The sequence below is a fragment of the uncultured Modestobacter sp. genome, assembly GCF_947486615.1.
Classification (GTDB): Bacteria; Actinomycetota; Actinomycetes; order Mycobacteriales; family Geodermatophilaceae; genus Modestobacter.
Genome location: NZ_CANKUD010000005.1, coordinates 217,698 through 235,904 on the forward strand (window position 1 = coordinate 217,698; position 18,207 = coordinate 235,904).

At 73.8% G+C, this 18,207-nt stretch carries 14 protein-coding genes; 12 read left to right on the forward strand and 2 right to left on the reverse strand.

The genetic code is table 11. The annotated features are described in order from the left end of the window. Positions 1-572 precede the first annotated feature (572 nt). The 12 genes from Q1A09_RS12055 (at position 573) to Q1A09_RS12110 (ending at position 14,624) form a co-directional block, all read left to right on the forward strand. The gene (locus Q1A09_RS12055) at positions 573-2,282 is read left to right on the forward strand and encodes a circularly permuted type 2 ATP-grasp protein (RefSeq protein ID WP_299955203.1); all 1,710 of its coding nucleotides are present in this window, start codon (positions 573-575) and stop codon (positions 2,280-2,282) included. Continuing rightward, a complete protein-coding gene (locus tag Q1A09_RS12060; protein ID WP_299955205.1) occupies positions 2,276-3,226 on the forward strand; it encodes an alpha-E domain-containing protein in 951 nt (316 codons plus the stop codon). Before Q1A09_RS12055 ends, Q1A09_RS12060 begins: the two co-directional genes overlap by 7 nt. After that, the gene (locus Q1A09_RS12065; RefSeq protein ID WP_299955207.1) at positions 3,223-4,143 is read left to right on the forward strand and encodes a transglutaminase family protein; all 921 of its coding nucleotides are present in this window, start codon (positions 3,223-3,225) and stop codon (positions 4,141-4,143) included. Before Q1A09_RS12060 ends, Q1A09_RS12065 begins: the two co-directional genes overlap by 4 nt. A 70-nt stretch (positions 4,144-4,213) precedes the next feature. Beyond that, a complete protein-coding gene (locus tag Q1A09_RS12070) occupies positions 4,214-4,858 on the forward strand; it encodes a dihydrofolate reductase family protein (protein WP_299955209.1) in 645 nt (214 codons plus the stop codon). 43 nt (positions 4,859-4,901) lie between these two features. After that, entirely contained in the window at positions 4,902-6,758 is a 1,857-nt protein-coding gene (locus Q1A09_RS12075; RefSeq protein ID WP_299955210.1) for an ABC-F family ATP-binding cassette domain-containing protein, read from the forward strand. Positions 6,759-6,896: 138 nt separating this feature from the next. Next, on the forward strand, positions 6,897-9,824 hold the full coding sequence (locus Q1A09_RS12080; RefSeq protein ID WP_299955212.1) for a Na+/H+ antiporter subunit A: 2,928 nt from the start codon (positions 6,897-6,899) through the stop codon (positions 9,822-9,824). Next, a complete protein-coding gene (locus tag Q1A09_RS12085; RefSeq protein WP_299955213.1) occupies positions 9,821-10,348 on the forward strand; it encodes a Na(+)/H(+) antiporter subunit C in 528 nt (175 codons plus the stop codon). Before Q1A09_RS12080 ends, Q1A09_RS12085 begins: the two co-directional genes overlap by 4 nt. Further along, a complete protein-coding gene (locus tag Q1A09_RS12090) occupies positions 10,345-12,120 on the forward strand; it encodes a Na+/H+ antiporter subunit D (RefSeq protein ID WP_299955214.1) in 1,776 nt (591 codons plus the stop codon). Before Q1A09_RS12085 ends, Q1A09_RS12090 begins: the two co-directional genes overlap by 4 nt. Then, positions 12,117-12,701 (forward strand): Na+/H+ antiporter subunit E, encoded by a 585-nt coding sequence (locus Q1A09_RS12095; protein WP_299955216.1) that lies wholly within the window; start codon positions 12,117-12,119, stop codon positions 12,699-12,701. The genes Q1A09_RS12090 and Q1A09_RS12095 overlap by 4 nt, the downstream gene beginning before the upstream one ends. Beyond that, positions 12,698-13,033: a monovalent cation/H+ antiporter complex subunit F gene (locus Q1A09_RS12100; protein WP_299955217.1), complete on the forward strand. Its 336-nt coding sequence runs from the start codon at positions 12,698-12,700 to the stop codon at positions 13,031-13,033. Before Q1A09_RS12095 ends, Q1A09_RS12100 begins: the two co-directional genes overlap by 4 nt. Further along, positions 13,030-13,503, forward strand: a complete 474-nt coding sequence (gene mnhG / locus Q1A09_RS12105) for a monovalent cation/H(+) antiporter subunit G (RefSeq protein ID WP_299955219.1) — start codon at positions 13,030-13,032, stop codon at positions 13,501-13,503. Before Q1A09_RS12100 ends, mnhG begins: the two co-directional genes overlap by 4 nt. Before the next feature lie 155 nt (positions 13,504-13,658). Next, positions 13,659-14,624 carry a hypothetical protein gene (locus tag Q1A09_RS12110; RefSeq protein WP_299955221.1) on the forward strand — a complete coding sequence of 322 codons (966 nt, stop codon included), beginning with the start codon at positions 13,659-13,661 and terminating at the stop codon, positions 14,622-14,624. 30 nt (positions 14,625-14,654) lie between these two features. Here Q1A09_RS12110 and leuA read toward each other — a convergent pair whose 3' ends face one another. Together leuA and Q1A09_RS12120 are read right to left on the reverse strand one after the other, a co-directional pair. After that, positions 14,655-16,340 (reverse strand): 2-isopropylmalate synthase, encoded by a 1,686-nt coding sequence (gene leuA / locus Q1A09_RS12115; protein WP_366139779.1) that lies wholly within the window; start codon positions 16,338-16,340, stop codon positions 14,655-14,657. Positions 16,341-16,576: 236 nt separating this feature from the next. Continuing rightward, positions 16,577-18,166 (reverse strand): phospholipase, encoded by a 1,590-nt coding sequence (locus tag Q1A09_RS12120; protein WP_299955225.1) that lies wholly within the window; start codon positions 18,164-18,166, stop codon positions 16,577-16,579. Between the last annotated feature and the right edge of the window lie 41 nt (positions 18,167-18,207).

Here is an 18,207-nt window from a genome sequence, read left to right on the forward strand (position 1 = left end):
CGAGCAGGCCGCGTTCCCGGTACTGCACGGCGGCGCGGCCGCTCCTGCGCCCTGGGCCCGGACTCCCGCTCGGCCAGCCGACCGGGTGGGAGCGCACACCCTTCGCAGGGGCATCGGCCAGCACAGGCTGCCCCGGGGCCGGGCTCGTCGGCCCGATGCGCGCCTGCAGCCAGTCGATGATCATCCGAGAGGCCCTCTGCTCGGATGAGACCGCGGACCAGGTCCACGGGGCTCGCAGCCGGATGCGCACGAGCTCCCGGACGGCTCCGGCCTCCCAGCGGCTCCTCCGGGACCGCTCGCCGAGCCCGGGCCCCTCGCGCGTGGACCAGCTCCTCAGGTGACTGGGATGGCGAACGTGACCGGGGAGGCGAACGTCGTGAAGCAGCCGCCGGCGCGGTGCTGTCGACGCTCGCGGCCCGACGTGACGAAGTACACACTGAGCCAGGAACTGCCGTCAAGGCAGTTCCTGGATGCCAGGGCGTCGCCGCTGCCCTCGGTCAGCTCGACACGGGCGCCCGCCCACCCGGAGGCGTCGAAACGCGGGGGACACACGGCCTGTCTAGGTTCGTCGCATGGCGGACCTCTTCGACGGCTACCCGCTCGGGCAGACCTGGGACGAGATGTTCGCCGGGCCCGGCCGACCCCGCCCGCCCTACACCGGCCTGTTCAGCTCGCTGCAGCGCATGTCGGGGGAGGAGCTGGCCGCCCGCGCCGACGTCCTCTCCCAGACCTACCGCGACGCGGGGGTGACGTTCGCCCACGCCGGTGAGGAGCAGCCCTTCCCGCTGGACATCGTGCCGCGGGTGATCGGGCACGAGGAGTGGGCGGTGGTCGAGCGCGGCGTCGGCCAGCGGGTCCGGGCGCTGGAGGCCTTCCTCGCCGACGTCTACGGCGCGGGTCAGGTGTTCGCCGACCGGGTCGTGCCGCGCAGCGTGGTCACCACCAGCGCGCACTTCCACCGCGCGGCGCACGGGCTGGTGCCGCCCAACGGCGTCCGGGTGCACGTCAGCGGCATCGACCTGGTGCGCGACGAGGCCGGCGACTTCCGGGTGCTGGAGGACAACCTCCGCTCGCCGTCCGGCGTGAGCTACGTGATCACCAACCGGGCGGCGATGAGCCAGGTGCTGCCGGAGCTGTTCGGCGACCACCGGGTCCAGCCGGTCGCCGACTACCCGGCCCGGCTGCTGGCCGCGCTCAAGGCCTCCGCCCCGGCCGGGGTCGCCGACCCGACCGTCGTCCTGCTCACCCCGGGCGTCTACAACTCCGCCTACTTCGAGCACGCCCTGCTCGCCCGCCAGATGGGCGTCGAGCTGGTGGAGGGTCGCGACCTGGTCTGCTCCGGTGGCCAGCTGAGCATGCGGACGACGGACGGGCAGCAGCGCGTCGACGTCATCTACCGCCGGATCGACGACGAGTTCCTCGACCCGGTGCACTTCCGGTCGGACTCGGTGATCGGCTGCGCCGGCGTGCTGAACGCCGCGCGGGCCGGGCGGGTGACAATCGCCAACGCGGTGGGCAACGGCGTCGCCGACGACAAGCTGCTCTACACCTGGGTGCCCGACCTGATCCGCTACTACCTGGGCGAGGAGCCCGTCCTGCAGAACGCCGAGACCCACCGGCTCGACGAGCCCGACATCGTCGAGTGGGTGCTCTCCTCGCTGGACCAGCTGGTGCTCAAGCCGGTCGACGGCTCCGGCGGCAAGGGCATCGTGATCGGACCCCGGGCCGACGAGCGGACGCTGGAGGAGCTGGCGGTCAAGGTGCGCGCCAGCCCGCGGGACTGGATCGCGCAGAAGCCGATCGGGCTGTCGACGTCCCCGACGCTGATCAACGGCCGGATCGCCCCGCGGCACGTCGACCTGCGCCCGTTCGCCGTCAACGACGGGGACGACGTGTGGGTGCTCCCCGGTGGGCTGACCCGGGTCGCGCTGCCCGAGGGGGAGCTGGTGGTCAACTCCAGCCAGGGCGGCGGCTCCAAGGACACCTGGGTGATCACCCCGCCGCGGCCCGCCGCCGAGCCGGCGCCCGAGCACGACGTCACCCGGATCGAGTTCACCACCGCCGACCTGCCGGCCGAACCGCCGGCCCAGGACCCGGGCCCACCGAACGACAACGCCGTCGCCCAGTCCCAGCAACAGCAGCAGTCGGCCTCGGTGCAGGGGCCCGGTGCGAGCTCGCGAGGGCCGGGGGGCAGCGAGGTCCTTCGGCTCACCCCTCGCAAGCTCGGGGCGAGCCTCTGGACGGGGCCGACGGACGTCGACGGCGGAGGTGCGCGGTGCTGAGCCGGATCGCGGAGTCGCTGTTCTGGATCGGCCGGTACGTGGAGCGCGCCGACGACACCGCCCGGATCCTCGACGTGCACACCCAGCGGCTGGTCGAGGACCCCTGGATCGACGAGCAGCGGGCCTGCGCGAACCTGCTCGCGCTGATGGGCGCCCCCTGCCCGGACGAGGAGGCGGACACCGAACGGGTGCTGTCCACCCTCGCCTTCGACCGGGCCAGCCCCAGCTCGATCACCGGCGCGCTGTCCGCGGCCCGGGAGAACGCCCGCGGTGCGCGTGAGGTGCTGTCGGCGGAGATCTGGGAGTCGCTCAACGTCACCCACAACGCGCTGCCCCAGCAGCGGACGATGGCCCGCCGGTACGGCCCGCACTCGCTGTTCCGGTTCGTCCGGGAGCGGTCGGCGATGGTGTTCGGCCTGGCCGACGCCACGATGAGCCGGGACGAGAGCTGGCTGTTCCTGATCCTGGGCCGCTCGCTGGAGCGGGTGGACATGACCGCCCGGATGCTCTCCACCCGCGTGCTGGCCGGGGACGCCGCGCCGTCCTGGACGCTGGTGCTGCGCTCGACCGGGGCATACGAGCCCTACCTGCGCACCTACCGCGGCGCGGTGAACTCCAGCCGGGCCGCGGAGTTCCTGCTGCTGGACCGGCTCTTCCCGCGGTCGGTGTTCGCCTCTCTCGAGCAGGCCGAGGGCTGCCTGGCCGAGCTGGAGCGGGCCAACGTGCGCGAGGGGCACCGGATCGGGGTCGCCGGCGAGGCGCACCGGATCGTCGGCCGGGCGCGCACGATGCTGGAGTTCATGCAGACCGACGAGATCCTGGCGAGGCTGCCGACCCGGCTCGACGAGCTGCAGCGCACCTGCTCGGCGGCCAGCGAGGCGGTCACCGAGCGCTTCTTCACCGAGCAGGCGCCGCAGGTCTGGGTGCCGGAAGGCGTGGCGTGAGCGTGTCCCAGTCGCAGCGGCAGTCCGGCACGACCCAGTTCCACGCGCAGGTCGGGCCGGCCCGGGTGCCGAGCGACCGCTGGCGGCTGCAGGTCGTGCACCGCAGCGCGTTCCGCTACGGCGGCCCGGTGCGCTCCTCCTACAACGAGGCGCGGATGACCCCGGAGAACAGCGGCCGGCAGACGACGCTGCGCTCCCGGGTGGAGATCGAGCCGACGGCCACGGTGCACGCCTACCGCGACTACTGGGGCTCCACGGTCACTGCCTTCGACACCCACGGCCCGCACACCGAGCTGATCGTGGCGGCCACCTCGGTGGTGGAGGCCGGCCCGGAGCCGCAGCTGCCCGACCCGGTCGACTGGGCCGAGCTGGCCGTCCCCGACGTCCTGGACCGGTTCGGGGAGATGCTGCGGCCGACCCAGCTGACCGCGATGGACGCCCCCGTCGTCCAGGAGGTGCGTGCGCTGGTCGGGGACGCCGGCCCCCGGGAGGCCGGGCAGCTGGTGTGCCGCTTCGTGCACGAGCACATGGAGTACCTGACCGGCTCGACGAACGTGAAGACCAACGCCATGCAGGCCTGGACCAGCGGCAAGGGCGTCTGCCAGGACATCTCGCACGTCTCGGTCGGCCTGTTGCGCGCGCTGGGCCTGCCGGCCCGCTACGTCTCCGGCTACCTGCACCCCAGGCCGTCGGCCGGCATCGGGACGGCGGTCACCGGGGAGAGCCACGCCTGGGTGGAGTGGTGGGACGGCGGGTGGTCCGGCTTCGACCCGACGAACGTCGCCGAGATCGGGCCCCGGCACGTCACGCTGGCCCGCGGCCGCGACTACGCCGACGTCCCGCCGCTGAAGGGCATCTTCTCCGGCCCGCGCAGCGAGGGCTCGACCGTGACCGTGGAGGTCACCCGCCTGGCCTGAGCGGGCGGGCGATGAGTTCTGCGGCCGGGGGGCGTCCTCACTGGCGACGACCAGCTCAGAGGGGTGCCACGTGACGCAGGAACTGAGGGTGCACAACTTCATGCTGTCCAGCGACGGCTTCGGTGCCGGCGAGGGGCAGAGCCTGGAGCGGCCGTTCGGCCATGCCGATCCGCAGGTGCTGGGCGCCTGGGCCTTCGCCACCGCGAGCTGGCCCAACCGTGCCGTGCCCGGCGGCACCCGCGGCCTGGACGACCACCTCATGCGCGAGTTCGGCCGCAACATCGGCGCCGAGATCATGGGCCGCAACAAGTTCGGGCCCCAGCGCGGCCCGTGGACCGACCACGAGTGGCGGGGCTGGTGGGGCGACGAGCCGCCGTTCCGCACGCCGGTCTTCGTGCTGACCCACCACGAGCGGCCGTCGTTCTCGCTGTCGGACACCACGTTCCACTTCGTGAGCGGTGAGCCGGCCACGGTGCTGGAGCAGGCCAAGGCGGCCGCCGGCGGCCGGGACGTCCGGCTCGGCGGGGGAGCCGCCACCGTCCGGCAGTTCCTGGACGCCGACCTGGTCGACACCCTGCACGTGGCGGTGGCCCCGGTGGAGCTCGGCGCGGGGTCCCGGTTGTGGACCTCGCCCGACGAGCTGGTCGACCGGTTCCACCACGAGGCCGTGCCCAGCCCGAGCGGGGTGACGCACCACCTGTTCTGGCGCCGCTGACACCCCGTCGGCCGCCCCGGCGCACCTGGGATGCTGGGCGGTGATGAGCGCACCCCTGAACCTGGTCAACCTGGAACGGGTGTCGAAGGCCCACGGGACGACGGTGATCCTGGACGACGTCTCCCTCGGCGTCGCCGCCGGCGAACGGATCGGCGTGGTCGGCCGCAACGGCGGCGGCAAGTCCACCCTGCTCGGCGTCCTCACCGGCACCCAGGAGCCCGACTCCGGCCGGGTCACCCGCCGCGGCGACCTGGCGATGGGGGTGCTCGACCAGACCGGCACCCTCCCGCCCGGGACCACGGTGCGGGACGTCGTCCTGCCGACGTCCCGGTTCGCCCACGAGCACGAGTGGGCCGCCGACCCCGCCGTCCGCTCGGTGCTCACCGGGCTGGAGCTGGACCGGATGGGGCTGGACTCCCCGGTCGCCCCGATGTCCGGTGGCGAGCGGCGCCGGGTCGCGCTGGCCGCCCAGCTGATCCGCCCGCTGGACCTGCTGGTGCTCGACGAGCCGACCAACCACCTCGACGTCGAGGGCGTGGCGTGGCTGGCCGAGTACGTGAAGGCCCGCACCGGCGGGCTCATCGTCGTGACCCACGACCGCTGGTTCCTCGACGAGGTCTCCACGACCACGTGGGAGGTCGCCGACGGCCAGGTGCACGCCTACGAGGGCGGCTACTCCGCCTACACCCTGGCCCGCGCCGAGCGCGCCCGGATCGCCTCGGTCACCGAGGACCGCCGGATGAACCTCGTCCGCAAGGAACTGGCCTGGCTGCGCCGTGGCCCGCCGGCCCGCACCAGCAAGCCGAAGTTCCGGATCGAGGCCGCGCAGGCGCTGATCGCCGACGAGCCGCCGGCCCGGGACAAGATGTCGCTGGCCAACTTCGCGGCCAGGCGGCTGGGCAAGACCGTCTACGACGTCGAGGACGTCACCTTCACCGTCCGCGGCCGCGGCGCGGTGGACGACGCCGAGGACCCGGCCGGTCCCGCCGACCCGAACGCCCCGGCCGAGCGCACGCTGTTCCGCGACCTGACCTGGCACGTGGGGCCGGGTGACCGGATCGGCATCGTCGGCGTCAACGGCGCCGGCAAGACCTCGTTGCTGAAGATGCTGGTCGGGGAGACGAAGCCGGACTCCGGCGAGATCGTCGTCGGCCAGACGGTGTCGGTGGCGTACCTGTCCCAGCACGTCACCGAGCTCAACCCGAAGCAGCGGGTGCTCGAGGCCGTGCAGGACGTCGCCCGGATCGCACGCATCGGCAACCAGGAGATCTCGGCGTCGACGCTGGCCGAACGCTTCGGCTTCGCCGCCAACCGGCAGTGGACGCCGGTCGGCGACCTCTCCGGTGGCGAGCGGCGGCGGCTGCAGCTGCTCCGGCTGCTGATGGGCGAGCCGAACGTGCTGATCCTCGACGAGCCGACCAACGACCTGGACATCGACACCCTGACCGCGCTGGAGGACCTGCTCGACGGGTTCCCCGGCACGGTGCTGGTGGTCAGCCACGACCGGTACTTCGTCGACCGGGTCTGCGACTCGGTGGTCGCGCTGATGGGCGACGGGTCGCTGGCCGCGCTGCCCGGCGGGGTGGAGGAGTACCTGCGGCGCCGCGCCGCCGGCGAGGCCGCGCTGCCCGGGTCGGGTGCCGCGGCCCCGGTGGGCAGCTCCTCGGCGCCCGCGCACAGCGCGGCGGACTCCCGGGCGGCCCGCAAGGAGGCCTCCCGGCTGGAGCGGCGGATGCTCAAGCTCGACGCCGACGAGAAGGCGCTGCACGAGCAGCTGGCCGCCGCTGCCACCGACTACGGCCGGGCCGCCGAGCTGGACGCGCAGCTCAAGGCGGTGCAGGCGGAGAAGGAGCAGGTCGAGACCGACTGGCTGGCCGCGGCGGAGATCGCCGAGGGCTGAGGGGGACCCCGGTGCCCGGCAACGGGCATCGGGGTGCGAGGACGCGGCCCGCGACGGCGATGATCTCCCCGAGTCGCCGGGGGCGGCGATCACCGGGAAGATGGGGCGCAACGCTTCGATCGCGCCGCACCCTGGTGCGTGCACCTGCACGCCCGGCCGACGACGACCGGAAGGGACCCGTTGGGCCTGCTGCTGCTCCTCCACCTCCTCGCCGCGGTCGCCGCACCGCTGCTGGTCCGCTGGTGGGGGCGCCAGGCCTTCCTGGCCCTCGCACTGGTCCCCGGAGCCGCCTTCGGCTGGGTGCTGACCCGGCTGGGCACCGTCACCGGCGGGGGCGAGGTCACCGAGACCCTCTCCTGGATCCCCGCGCTGGACCTGCAGATCGCCCTGCGGCTGGACGCCCTGGCGCTCACCTTCGCCGCGCTGGTCACCGGGGTCGGGGCGATGGTGCTGGTGTACTGCGCCCGCTACTTCGAGCCCGACGACGAGGGCATCGGCCGGTTCGCCGGGGTGATGACCGCCTTCGCCGGGTCGATGCTGGGGCTGGTCCTGGCCGACGACGTGCTGGTGCTCTACGTCTTCTGGGAGCTCACCACCGTCTTCTCGTTCCTGCTGATCGGTGGCTCGGGCGCCAAGCTCGCCGGCCGGCGGGCCGCCAGCCAGGCGCTGCTGCTCACCACCGCCGGCGGCCTGGCGATGCTCGTCGGCCTGCTGATGGTCTCCTGGTCCAGCGGCAGCCGGCTGCTGTCGGAGATCGTCGTCGACCCGGGCAGCGGGCCGGTGCTGGTGGCCGGCACGATGTTGGTGCTGGCCGGCGCGGTGACCAAGTCGGCGATGGTGCCCTTCCACTTCTGGCTGCCGGCCGCGATGGAGGCCCCGACCCCGGTCAGCGCCTACCTGCACGCCGCGGCGATGGTGAAGGCCGGCATCTACCTGGTCGCCCGGCTCGCCCCCGGCCTGGCCGACGTCCCCGGCTGGCGGCCGGTCGTGCTGGGCCTGGGCGTGGCCACCATGCTGATCGGCGGCTGGCGCTCGCTGCGGCAGAACGACCTCAAGCTGCTGCTGGCGTTCAGCACGGTCAGCCAGCTGGGCTTCCTGATCACCATGGTCGGCGCCGGCAGCGAGGAGCTGGCCGCCGCCGGGCTGGCCATGACGATCGCCCACGCACTGAGCAAGTCGACCCTGTTCCTCTCCGTCGGCGTGATCGACCACGCCACCGGGGTGCGCGACCTGCGGTTGCTGTCCGGTCTCGGCCGGCGGATGCCCGCCCTCGCCGTCATCGCCACACTGGCCGCGGCCAGCCTGGTCGGGCTGCCGCCGTTCCTGGGCTTCGTCGGCAAGGAGGCGGCGTTCACCGCGCTGTGGGAGGGCGGGGTGCCCGACCGGCTCACCGCCGTCGTCGTCCTGGTCGGCCTGGTGCTCGGTTCGGTGTTCACCGCGGCCTACTGCGCCCGGTACCTGTGGGGGGCGTTCGCGCGGAAACCGGAGCTGCCGGACACCGCGCCGGAGGAGCTGGAGCACCACCCCGGCCCGTTGTTCCTCGCCGCGCCCGCCGTGCTCGCGCTCGCCGGGCTCGTGGCCGGCCCGGCCAGCCCGCTGCTGGACCACCTGGTGGTGGTCTACGCCGAGACCCTGCCGCTGATCGCGCCGGAGGCCGAGCACCTGGCCCTCTGGCACGGCCTGCAGCCCGCGCTGGCGCTCTCCGCGGTCACCCTGCTCGGTGGCGCGGCGCTGTTCGCGCTCCGCGCGGGGTTCAGCCGGCTGCAGCACCGGCTGGCCGTCGGCGCCTCCGCCGACGAGGGCTACTGGAACACCCTGCAGGCCCTCGACCGGTTCGCCGTCCTGGTCACCGGGACGACGCAGCGCGGCTCGCTGCCCACCTACCTGGGCACGATCCTGGTCGTCGTCCTGCTGGTGCCCGGGTCGGTGCTGCTGGCCCGGACGCCGTGGCCGGACGAGTGGCGGGCCTGGGACACCCCGCTGCAGGCGCTGGTCGGCGCCGTCGTCCTGGTCGCCGCGGTGCTGACCATCCGGATCCGGCAGCGGCTGTCGGCGGTGCTCGCCGTCGGGGTCACCGGCTACGGCCTGGCCCTGCTGTTCGTGCTGCACGGCGCCCCGGACCTGGCGCTCACCCAGTTCCTGGTGGAGACGCTGAGCCTGGTCGTCTTCGTGCTGGTGCTGCGCAAGCTGCCCAAGGACATCGGCGACCGGCACCGGCCCGCCGAGCGCACGGTGCGGGCGGTCATCGCCGTCTGCGTCGGGCTGGTGATGGCCGGGGTGGGCGCCGCGGCGCTGAGCGCCCGCACCACCCCGCCGGTCTCCGAGGAGATCCCGCGGCTGGCGCTGGAGGAGGGCCACGGGCAGAACGTGGTCAACGTGATCCTGGTCGACATCCGCGCCTGGGACACCCTGGGTGAGCTCTCGGTGCTGGTGGTCGCGGCCACCGGCGTGGCCAGCCTGGTCTTCCTGCGCAGCCGCACCGGTGCGGTCGACCGGGTGGGGGAGGACCAGGCGGCCGGGGGAGGCGGCGACGCGCGGCGCGCCCCGCGTCGGCAGTGGCTCTCGGCGTCGGACACGCTGGCGCCACAGCGCCGGTCGGTGGTGCTCGAGGTCGCCACCCGCTTCCTGTTCCACACCATCGTGGTGCTCTCGCTGTTCCTGCTGTTCTCCGGGCACAACGACCCCGGCGGTGGGTTCGCCGGCGGGCTGGTGGCCGCGCTCGCCCTGGTGCTGCGCTACCTGGCCGGCGGACGCTACGAGCTCGGCGAGGCCGCTCCGGTCCCGCCGGGTCTGCTGCTCGGCGGCGGCCTCCTGCTGGCCGGCGGCACCGGCGCCGCGGCGCTGGTCCTCGGCGGGCAGGTGCTGGAGTCGGCCTACCTGGAGGCCGACCTGCCGGTGCTCGGCCACGCCAGCCTGCCCACCGCGCTCTTCTTCGACATCGGCGTCTACCTCATCGTGGTCGGCCTGGTCCTGGACATCCTGCGCAGCCTGGGTGCCGAGCTGGACCGGCAGGACGACGAGGACGACCCGGCCGATGCCGCTCCCGACGAGGTGATCGCCCGATGACCCCCACCATCGTGCTGCCGGTCGTCATCGGTGGCCTCTACGCCGCCGGTGTCTACCTGCTCCTGGACCGCAGCCTGACCCGGGTGATCCTCGGGTTCCTGCTGCTGGGCAACGCCACGAACCTGCTGCTGCTCTCCTCCAGCGGTCCGGCGGCGCTCGCGCCGGTCTTCGGCTACGCCGAGGAGGAGCAGATGAGCGATCCGCTGCCGCAGGCGCTGGTGCTGACCGCGATCGTGATCACCTTCGGGGTGACGGCGTTCCTGCTGGCCATGGTGCAGCGCTCCTGGCAACTGGTCCGCCAGGAGGTCATCGAGGTCGACGAGGAGGACCGCCGGGTCGCCACCCGCGAGGGCATGGACGCCGACGACATGGACCCCGACGACCTGCCCACCGAGGACCGGCCGGCCGGGAAGGGCAACACCCTGCCCTCCGACGTGGACGTCGAGGAGCGGCTGGCCCAGCGCTACGCGGGCGTCCCCTCCGACGACATCGGCCTGCCGCCGACCCGCGGAGGCCAGTCGTGATCGGGGTGCTGGCGCCGCTGCCGGTGCTGCTGCCGCTGCTGGGTGCGGCGGCCGCGCTGCTGGTCGGCCGGCACTCGCGGCTGCAGCGGACGGTCAGCATCGTGGTGCTCACCGCCGTCGTCGCCGTCTCGGTCGCGCTGCTGCTGATCGCGGACGCGAACGGGGCCGCGGCGGTCGCCGTCGGCGACTGGCCGGTACCGGTGGCGATCATGCTGGTGGTCGACCGGCTGTCGGCGCTGATGCTGATCGTGGCCAGCACGGTGGGCCTGGGCGTGCTGGTCTTCGCGGTCGGGCAGGGCACCGCCGACGGCGACGACGAGAACACCCCGCTGTCGATCTTCCACCCGACGTTCCTGGTGCTGATCGCCGGCGTGAGCTACGCCTTCCTGGCCGGCGACCTGTTCAACCTCTACGTCGGCTTCGAGGTGCTGCTCACCTCCAGCTACGTGCTGCTGACCATGGGCGGCTCGGCCCCGCGCATCCGGGCCGGGATCACCTACGTGGTGGTCAGCCTGCTCAGCTCGCTGCTCTTCCTGGCCTCGATCGGCCTGGTCTACGCCGCGACCGGCACGGTCAACCTGGCCCAGCTCGCTGGTCGGCTGGGCGACCTGCCCGCCGGTACCCAGCTGCTGCTGCACAGCATGTTGCTGATCGCCTTCGCCATCAAGGCGGCGGTCTTCCCGCTCTCGGCCTGGTTGCCCGACAGCTACCCGACGGCGCCGGCGCCGGTCACCGCGGTGTTCGCCGGCCTGCTCACCAAGGTCGGCGTCTACGCGATCATCCGCACCCAGACGCTGCTGTTCCCCGACGGCGCACTGGACGACGTGCTGATGTGGGCGGCGCTGGCCACCATGTTGATCGGCATCCTCGGTGCGGTCGCGCAGGGCGACATCCGCCGGCTGCTGTCGTTCACCCTGGTCAGCCACATCGGCTACATGGTCTTCGGCATCGCGCTCGGGTCGGCGGCCGGGCTGGCCGGGGCGATCTTCTACGTCGTGCACCACATCGCCATCCAGACCACGCTGTTCCTGGTCGCCGGGCTGATCGAGCGGCGCGGCGGGACGATGGCCGTCGACCGGCTCGGCGGGCTGGCCACGGCGTCCCCGCTGCTGGCCGTCCTGTTCTTCGTGCCGGCGATGAACCTGGCCGGCATCCCGCCGTTCTCCGGCTTCATCGGCAAGGCCGGTCTGCTCGGCGCCGGCATCGCCGACGGCGGCTGGGGCGCCTACGTGCTGGTCGGCGGCGCGGTGGTGACCAGCCTGCTGACCCTGGTGGCGATGTCCCGGGTGTGGACGCGGGCGTTCTGGCGGCCGCCGGCGCAGGCTCCCGCAGCGGACACCGCGGCCGCCGCCGCCCGCGACGCCGGCCCCGACGACGGTCCGGACGAGGCCCCGCCGGGCACCGACGAGCCCGATGACGACACCCCCGACGACGAGACCGCGGACGTCGCCGAGCCGGCCGGCGGCGCGACCTCGACCACCCAGGCCCGCCGCACCGGCCGCCGCGGCGCCTGGGCGCGGCACGTCGCCGTCGCCACCGCGGCTCCCGAGGGCGGGGACGGCCGGCCGAGCGGTGGGGACGAGGACCGGGAACCGTCGCTCCAGCCGCTGCCGGGGGTGATGACCGCGGCCACCGCGGTGATGGTGGCGCTCACCGTCGGGCTCACGGTGATCGCCGGCCCGCTGTACGGCATGACCGACCGGGCCGCACGCGACCTGCTCGACCGCACGCCCTACATCGAGGCCGTCTACGGCGAGGAGGCCGACCGGTGAGCGGCGCACTCCGGTTCCGGCACCAGCTGCCGGTGCTGACCTGGCTGGTGCTGGTCTGGATCCTGCTGTGGGGCACGTGGTCGTGGGCCAACCTGCTGTCCGGGATCCTGGTCGCGGTGCTGGTCACCAACGTGCTGCCGTTGCCTGCCGTCATCGGTGGCGCCCGGGTGCACCCGTTGCCCCTCCTGGTGCTCGCGTTCTGGTTCATCAAGGACCTGGTCGTGTCCAGCGCGCAGGTGGCGTGGCAGGCGATCCGGCCCAGCGGGATGCAGCAGGGCGCGATCGTCGCCGTCCAGCTGCGCACCGACTCCGACCTGCTGCTCACCCTGATCGCGGAGGCGCTGACCCTCGTGCCGGGGTCGATCGTGCTCGACCTGGACCGGCCACGGCGCACCCTGGGCGTCCACCTGCTGCACGTGGACGACGACGAGGACGTGCAGCGCCAGAAGGCCGGCGTGCTGACGATGGAGGACCGGGTGGTGCGCGCGTTCGGGACGAAGGAGGACATCGCCCGGCTGGACCAGGAGATACCGGTCGAGGACCTCGCCCCCGGTTCCGACGGGCCGGAGGTGCGACGGTGACGGTGTACGCCTTCGCGCTCTACACCATGCTCGGGGTGGGTGCGGTGCTGGCGGTCGTCCGGCTGGCGCTCGGGCCGTCGCTGCTGGACCGGGTGGTCGCCACCGACACCCTGCTGGTGATCATCACCGCCGGCCTGGCCGTGTACGCCGCCCTGCAACGCGACCCGACGATCGTGCCGGTGCTGGTCGTCGTCTCGTTGCTGGCCTTCGTCGGCTCGGTCGCAGTGGCCCGCTACGTGGGCGGCATGCTGATGCGCTCGCCGGCCGACGACGGCGAGGAGTCGGGGCTGGCGCCACCCGGTGTGACCCGGACCGGGGAGGAGACCTCGTGAACGACTTCGACTCGATCCCCGACTGGATCGCCGCGGCGTGCCTGCTGGTCGGCGCGTTCCTGTGCCTGACCGCCGGGCTCGGCGTGCTGCGCTTCCCCGACGTGCTGTCCCGGATGCACGCCGGCACCAAGCCGCAGGTGATGGGCGTGCTGCTGATCATGATCGGCGGGGCGATCCGGCTCACCGGCTGGTCGGCGACCTGGATGCTGCTGCTGGTCGCCGCCTTCCAGCTGATCACCGCCCCGGTGAACGCCCACATGGTCAGCCGGATCGCCTACCGCCGTCGGCACGTGCGCCGCGACCTGCTGGTGGTCGACGAGCTGGTGGACGCCCAGCGCGGTGCGGAGCTGCGCGCCGGGCAGGAGGGCATGAGCGGCGACCAGCCCGCGGACGCCCCCGAGCACACCCGGGCGGAGGACGACGGACGGCGCCCGAGTCCGCGGGACCTGGACGACGCCCTGCCCGACTGACCGGGCGACCGTCTGACTGACCGGGCGGCGGTCGTCCGGCGCCGGTCGCGGGCTCCGGGATCCCAGGTCCGGCGCCTGGGGCCGCGAACCGGTCGGGTGCAACCTGATGTCGGGCAACGGTGGCGCCGGGGCACGGGCGGGCGCACCATCGAGAGATGGTCGGGAGCCGGATGCGCAGGGCGGGCCGCGGGCTGGCCGGCGCGGCGATGACCTGCTTGCTGGCCGGCACGGTCGCCTGTTCCGCCGGGACGGCGCGGAGCGAGGAGTCCCCGTCGGAGGGGACGCCGCTCCGCCAGCTGGACGGGGCGGCCGCCCCGTCCTCGGCCGCACCGTCCTCCGCCGCCCCGTCGCTGACATCCCCGTCGCTGACCACCCCGTCGCCGGCCACTGCGACGCCGCCGGCCGTGGACGAGAGCGCGGTGCTGGCCGAGCTCCGGGCGGTGGTGCAGCCGGCCGGGGTCTCGCTGGACGCGGTGGTGATCGACGAGGACGCCACGGCGTTGCTCTCCACTCCCGACGCCGACCAGCCGGTGCCCAGCGCCTCGCTGGTCAAGCTGCTGGTCGTGCAGCAGCTGCTGGCCCGGTCGGCGGCCGGCGTCCTCTCCCTCGGCCCGACCGACCTGGAGCGGATGGAGCGGGCGATCACCGCCTCGGACGACCGGGCGATGAGCCTGCTCTGGGACGCCCACGACGGTGCCGCCCTGGTCCGGTCCGCGGCCGCCGGCTTCGACCTGACCGGCACCGCGCCGCCGGAGCAGCGCGGGCAGTGGGGTGAGGCGGAGATGAGCGCAGCGGACACCGGCCACTTCCTGGCTGCGCTGACCGCCGGAGCGCCCGGCGGCGAGACCCTGCTCGGCTGGATGCGGGACGCGAGCCCGAACGCCGCCGACGGGTTCGACCAGCGGTTCGGGCTGCTGGCCGATGGGACAGCTGGAGCGCTGGCGGCCAAGCAGGGCTGGATGTGCTGCGTGGCCGGTCAGCGGCACCTGCACTCGGTCGGCGTCCTCGGTGACGGGCGGACCGTCGTCCTGCTCGGCGAGGCGCCCAGCTCCGCGTCGTTCGCCCAGCTGCGCCGGGCCCTGGACGAGGCCGCCGCGGTCCTGGTGGCCGGCACGGCCTGAGGCCGTGCCGGCGCACGCGAGGACCTGTGGTCAGCGCTCGGCGCGGTTGACCGCCGAGACGATGGCGCGCAGCGAGGCGGTGACGATGTTCTCGTCGATGCCCACGCCCCACAGCACCCGCTCGGCCACGGCGCACTCCACGTAGGAGGCCGCCCGGGCGTCGCCGCCGGCGCTGAGGGCGTGCTCGGCGTAGTCGAGCACCCGGACGTCGACGTCCAGCGTGCGCAGCGCGTCGACGAAGGCCGCGATCGGGCCGTTGCCCCGGCCGTGCACCGTGGTGGGCACCCCACGGTCGACCAGCTCGACCCGGATCTCGTCCGGCCCGTTGCCCGAAGCGGTGTGCTCGTGGCCGGCGAGGGCGAACCGGCCCCAGGGCGCGTCGGCGTCGGGCAGGTACTCGCTGCTGAACGCCGTCCACATCTGGGCCGCGGTGACCTCGCCGCCCTCGTCGTCGGTGTGCCGCTGCACCACCGCGCTGAACTCGATCTGCAGCCGGCGCGGCAGGTCCAGGTGGTTCTCGGTCTTCATGATGTAGGCGACGCCGCCCTTGCCGGACTGGCTGTTCACCCGGATGACGGCCTCGTAGCTGCGGCCGACGTCCTTGGGGTCGATCGGCAGGTACGGCACGGCCCACGGGATCTCGTCGACGGTCGTCCCGGCCGCCTCGGCGTCGGCCTTCATCACCGCGAAGCCCTTGTTGATCGCGTCCTGGTGGGAGCCGGAGAAGGCGGTGTAGACCAAGTCGCCGCCGTAGGGGTGCCGCTCGTGCACGCCCAGCTGGTTGCAGTGCTCGACGGTGCGCCGGATGTCGTCGATGTCGGAGAAGTCGATCTGCGGGTCGATGCCCTGACTGAACAGGTTCAGCCCCAGGGTGACCAGGTCGACGTTGCCGGTGCGCTCGCCGTTGCCGAACAGGCAGCCCTCGATCCGGTCCGCGCCGGCCCGGTACCCCAGCTCCGCGGCGGCCACGGCGGTGCCCCGGTCGTTGTGCGGGTGCAGGGAGAGGACGACGGCGTCCCGGCGGGCCAGGTTGCGGTGCATCCACTCGATCTGGTCGGCGTAGACGGTCGGCTCGGCCATCTCCACCGTCGCCGGCAGGTTGAGGATCGTCGGCCGGTCGACGGTGGGCTCCCACACGTCGGTGACGGCGTTGCAGACCTCGACCGCGAACTCCAGCTCCGTGCCGGTGAACGACTCGGGGGAGTACTCGAACCGGATCTCGGTGTCCCCGGCCTGCTCGGCCAGCTTGCGCACCAGCTGCGCCCCGTGGACGGCGATGTCGGTGATCCCGGCGCGGTCGGAGTTGAACACGACCCGGCGCTGCAGGGTGGAGGTCGAGTTGTACAGGTGCACGATCGCCTGCTTCGCCCCGCGCAGGGACTCGAAGGTGCGCTCGATCAGCTCGTCCCGGGCCTGGGTCAGCACCTGGACGGTCACGTCGTCGGGGATCAGGTCGTCCTCGACCAGCTGGCGGATGAAGTCGTAGTCGGTCTGGCTGGCCGCCGGGAAGCCGACCTCGATCTCCTTGTAGCCCATCCGGACCAGCAGCTCGAACATCCGCCGCTTGCGGTCGGGGGTCATCGGGTCGATCAGCGCCTGGTTGCCGTCCCGCAGGTCGACGGCGCACCAGCGCGGTGCGGCCGTGGTCGTCTTCTCCGGCCAGGTGCGGTCGGGCAGCGCGATCGGGGTGAACGGCGCGTACTTGCCGATCGGCATCGGCGAGGGGCGCTGGGGGTTGCGGGCGTGCGGGTGGTTCTCGGACACAGGGGCTCCTCTGGCGGGCTGCTCGAACAGCACCGGGATGCGGTCAGCTGGCGCCCACCGGACGCGCGATCACCGCGGCGAGGGAGCCGACCTAGGAGAGGGCCTCGCCGCGGCTGATAAGCAGGAGGCTGCCGCGCACGCCGTCACGGTAACAGCGCCCACCTCGGGCGGGCACCTCCGGCAGTGGGTCAGAACAGGCCGCGGCGGCGCATCCAGCGGGGTCGACCGTCCGGGTCGTGCAGCACCCGGTACACCGGGACCGCCCACAGCCGCTCCCACCGGGACAACCCGGCCTGGACGTGCGGCCGCAGCCGGCCGGGCGGGCGGGGACCGCGACGGCCACCGGCGTGCCAGGCCTCGAGCGCGGCGGCGCTCGCCTCCAGTGCCGCGATGAAGGAGCCGGGCTCGAGCAGGTCGTCGTCCGCGCTGCCGTCCGGGGCCCGGTCCAGGTGCTCGCGGGCCAGCTGCAGCCGCAGGTCACGGGCGAACACCCGGGCGCCGTCCCCCCGGCCGGCCGGGTCCCGCGGCTCCCGGGGGTCCGGGGTCGGGTCGAGCACCGCGCCGCAGAGCTCGCTGTCGTGCGTCCAGGATCGGCGGCCGACGTTGTCGCTGCCCACGGCGGCCCAGACGTCGTCGACGACCTCCACCTTCGCGTGCACGTAGACCGGCAGCCCCTCCGGCGACTCGACGTCGAACACGTGCACCCGCCGGCCACCGGCCTGGCGCAGCAGCTCCAGTGCGGCGCACCGGCCCACCCGCTCGGCGCGGGAGACCACGCCGTCCTGCTGGGGGTGCCGGGGGAGCACCACCACCAGGTGGAGGTCCGGCTCGCGACGCAGCGCGGCGGCGAACGGCGCGGCCGCGTCGGTGGACCAGAGGTACTGGTCCTCCAGGTACACCAGCCGGGCCGCCCGGGCGAGGGCCTTGGAGTGCCCGCGGGCGATCGACCGCTCGCCGCGCGGCGCGAACGGGTACCGGCTGCGGGTCCGCGGGTAGGTGCGCAGCAGCTGGACCTGGTGCGGACCGGCCGCCGGGGGTGCGGGCAGCGGGTCAGGCAGCGGTTCGGGGTGCAGCCGGGCGCCCCGCAGCAGACCGCGCAGCCAGGCGATCGGGTTGTAGGCGACCGGGCTGGTCGGGTCCGACCAGCGCTCCCGGAAGACGGTGTCCACGTCGGCCACCACCGGCCCCCGGACCTGCAGCTGGACGTCGTGCCAGGCCGGCCGTGGCCCGAACGCCGGCGACATCCCCACCGGCTGCGGGTCGCCGCGGTGGCTCGCGTCGTCCCGGCGGCTGTGGCACAGGTCGATGCCGCCCAGCCAGGCGACGTCCCGGGCCGGGTCGTCCTGGTGCCGCAGGACGACGAACTTCTGGTGGTGGCTGCCGAAGGCGCGCACCCGCTGGTCGAGCACCACCCGCCCGCCGCCGGCCTCCACCTCGCGGTCCAACGAGCGGTTCTGCGCCTTGCTGAACGACAGGCCGTCCCAGTGCGAGCGCCAGACCAGCCCGCGCACGTGCACCCCCCGGGCGGCCGCGTCGCTGAACAGCTCGGCCACCGTCGGGCCCTCGGGCCGCAACCGCTCGTCGGGGTCGCCGCGCCAGTCGGCGAAGAACAGCTGGTCGCCGGGGGCCAGTGCGCGGACCTCCTCGACCAGCCGGTCGAAGTAGCCGGCGCCGTGCACGAGGGGCTCGGCGAGGTTGTCCGGGCGCCAGGCCGGCAGCCGGGTCGCCGCGTTCGCCCGCTCGCGCTCGGACAGGAACCACAGGTCGGTGCGGGGCACCCGGCCATCCCACCTGCTGGACAACGGGGCGGCAAGCGGTG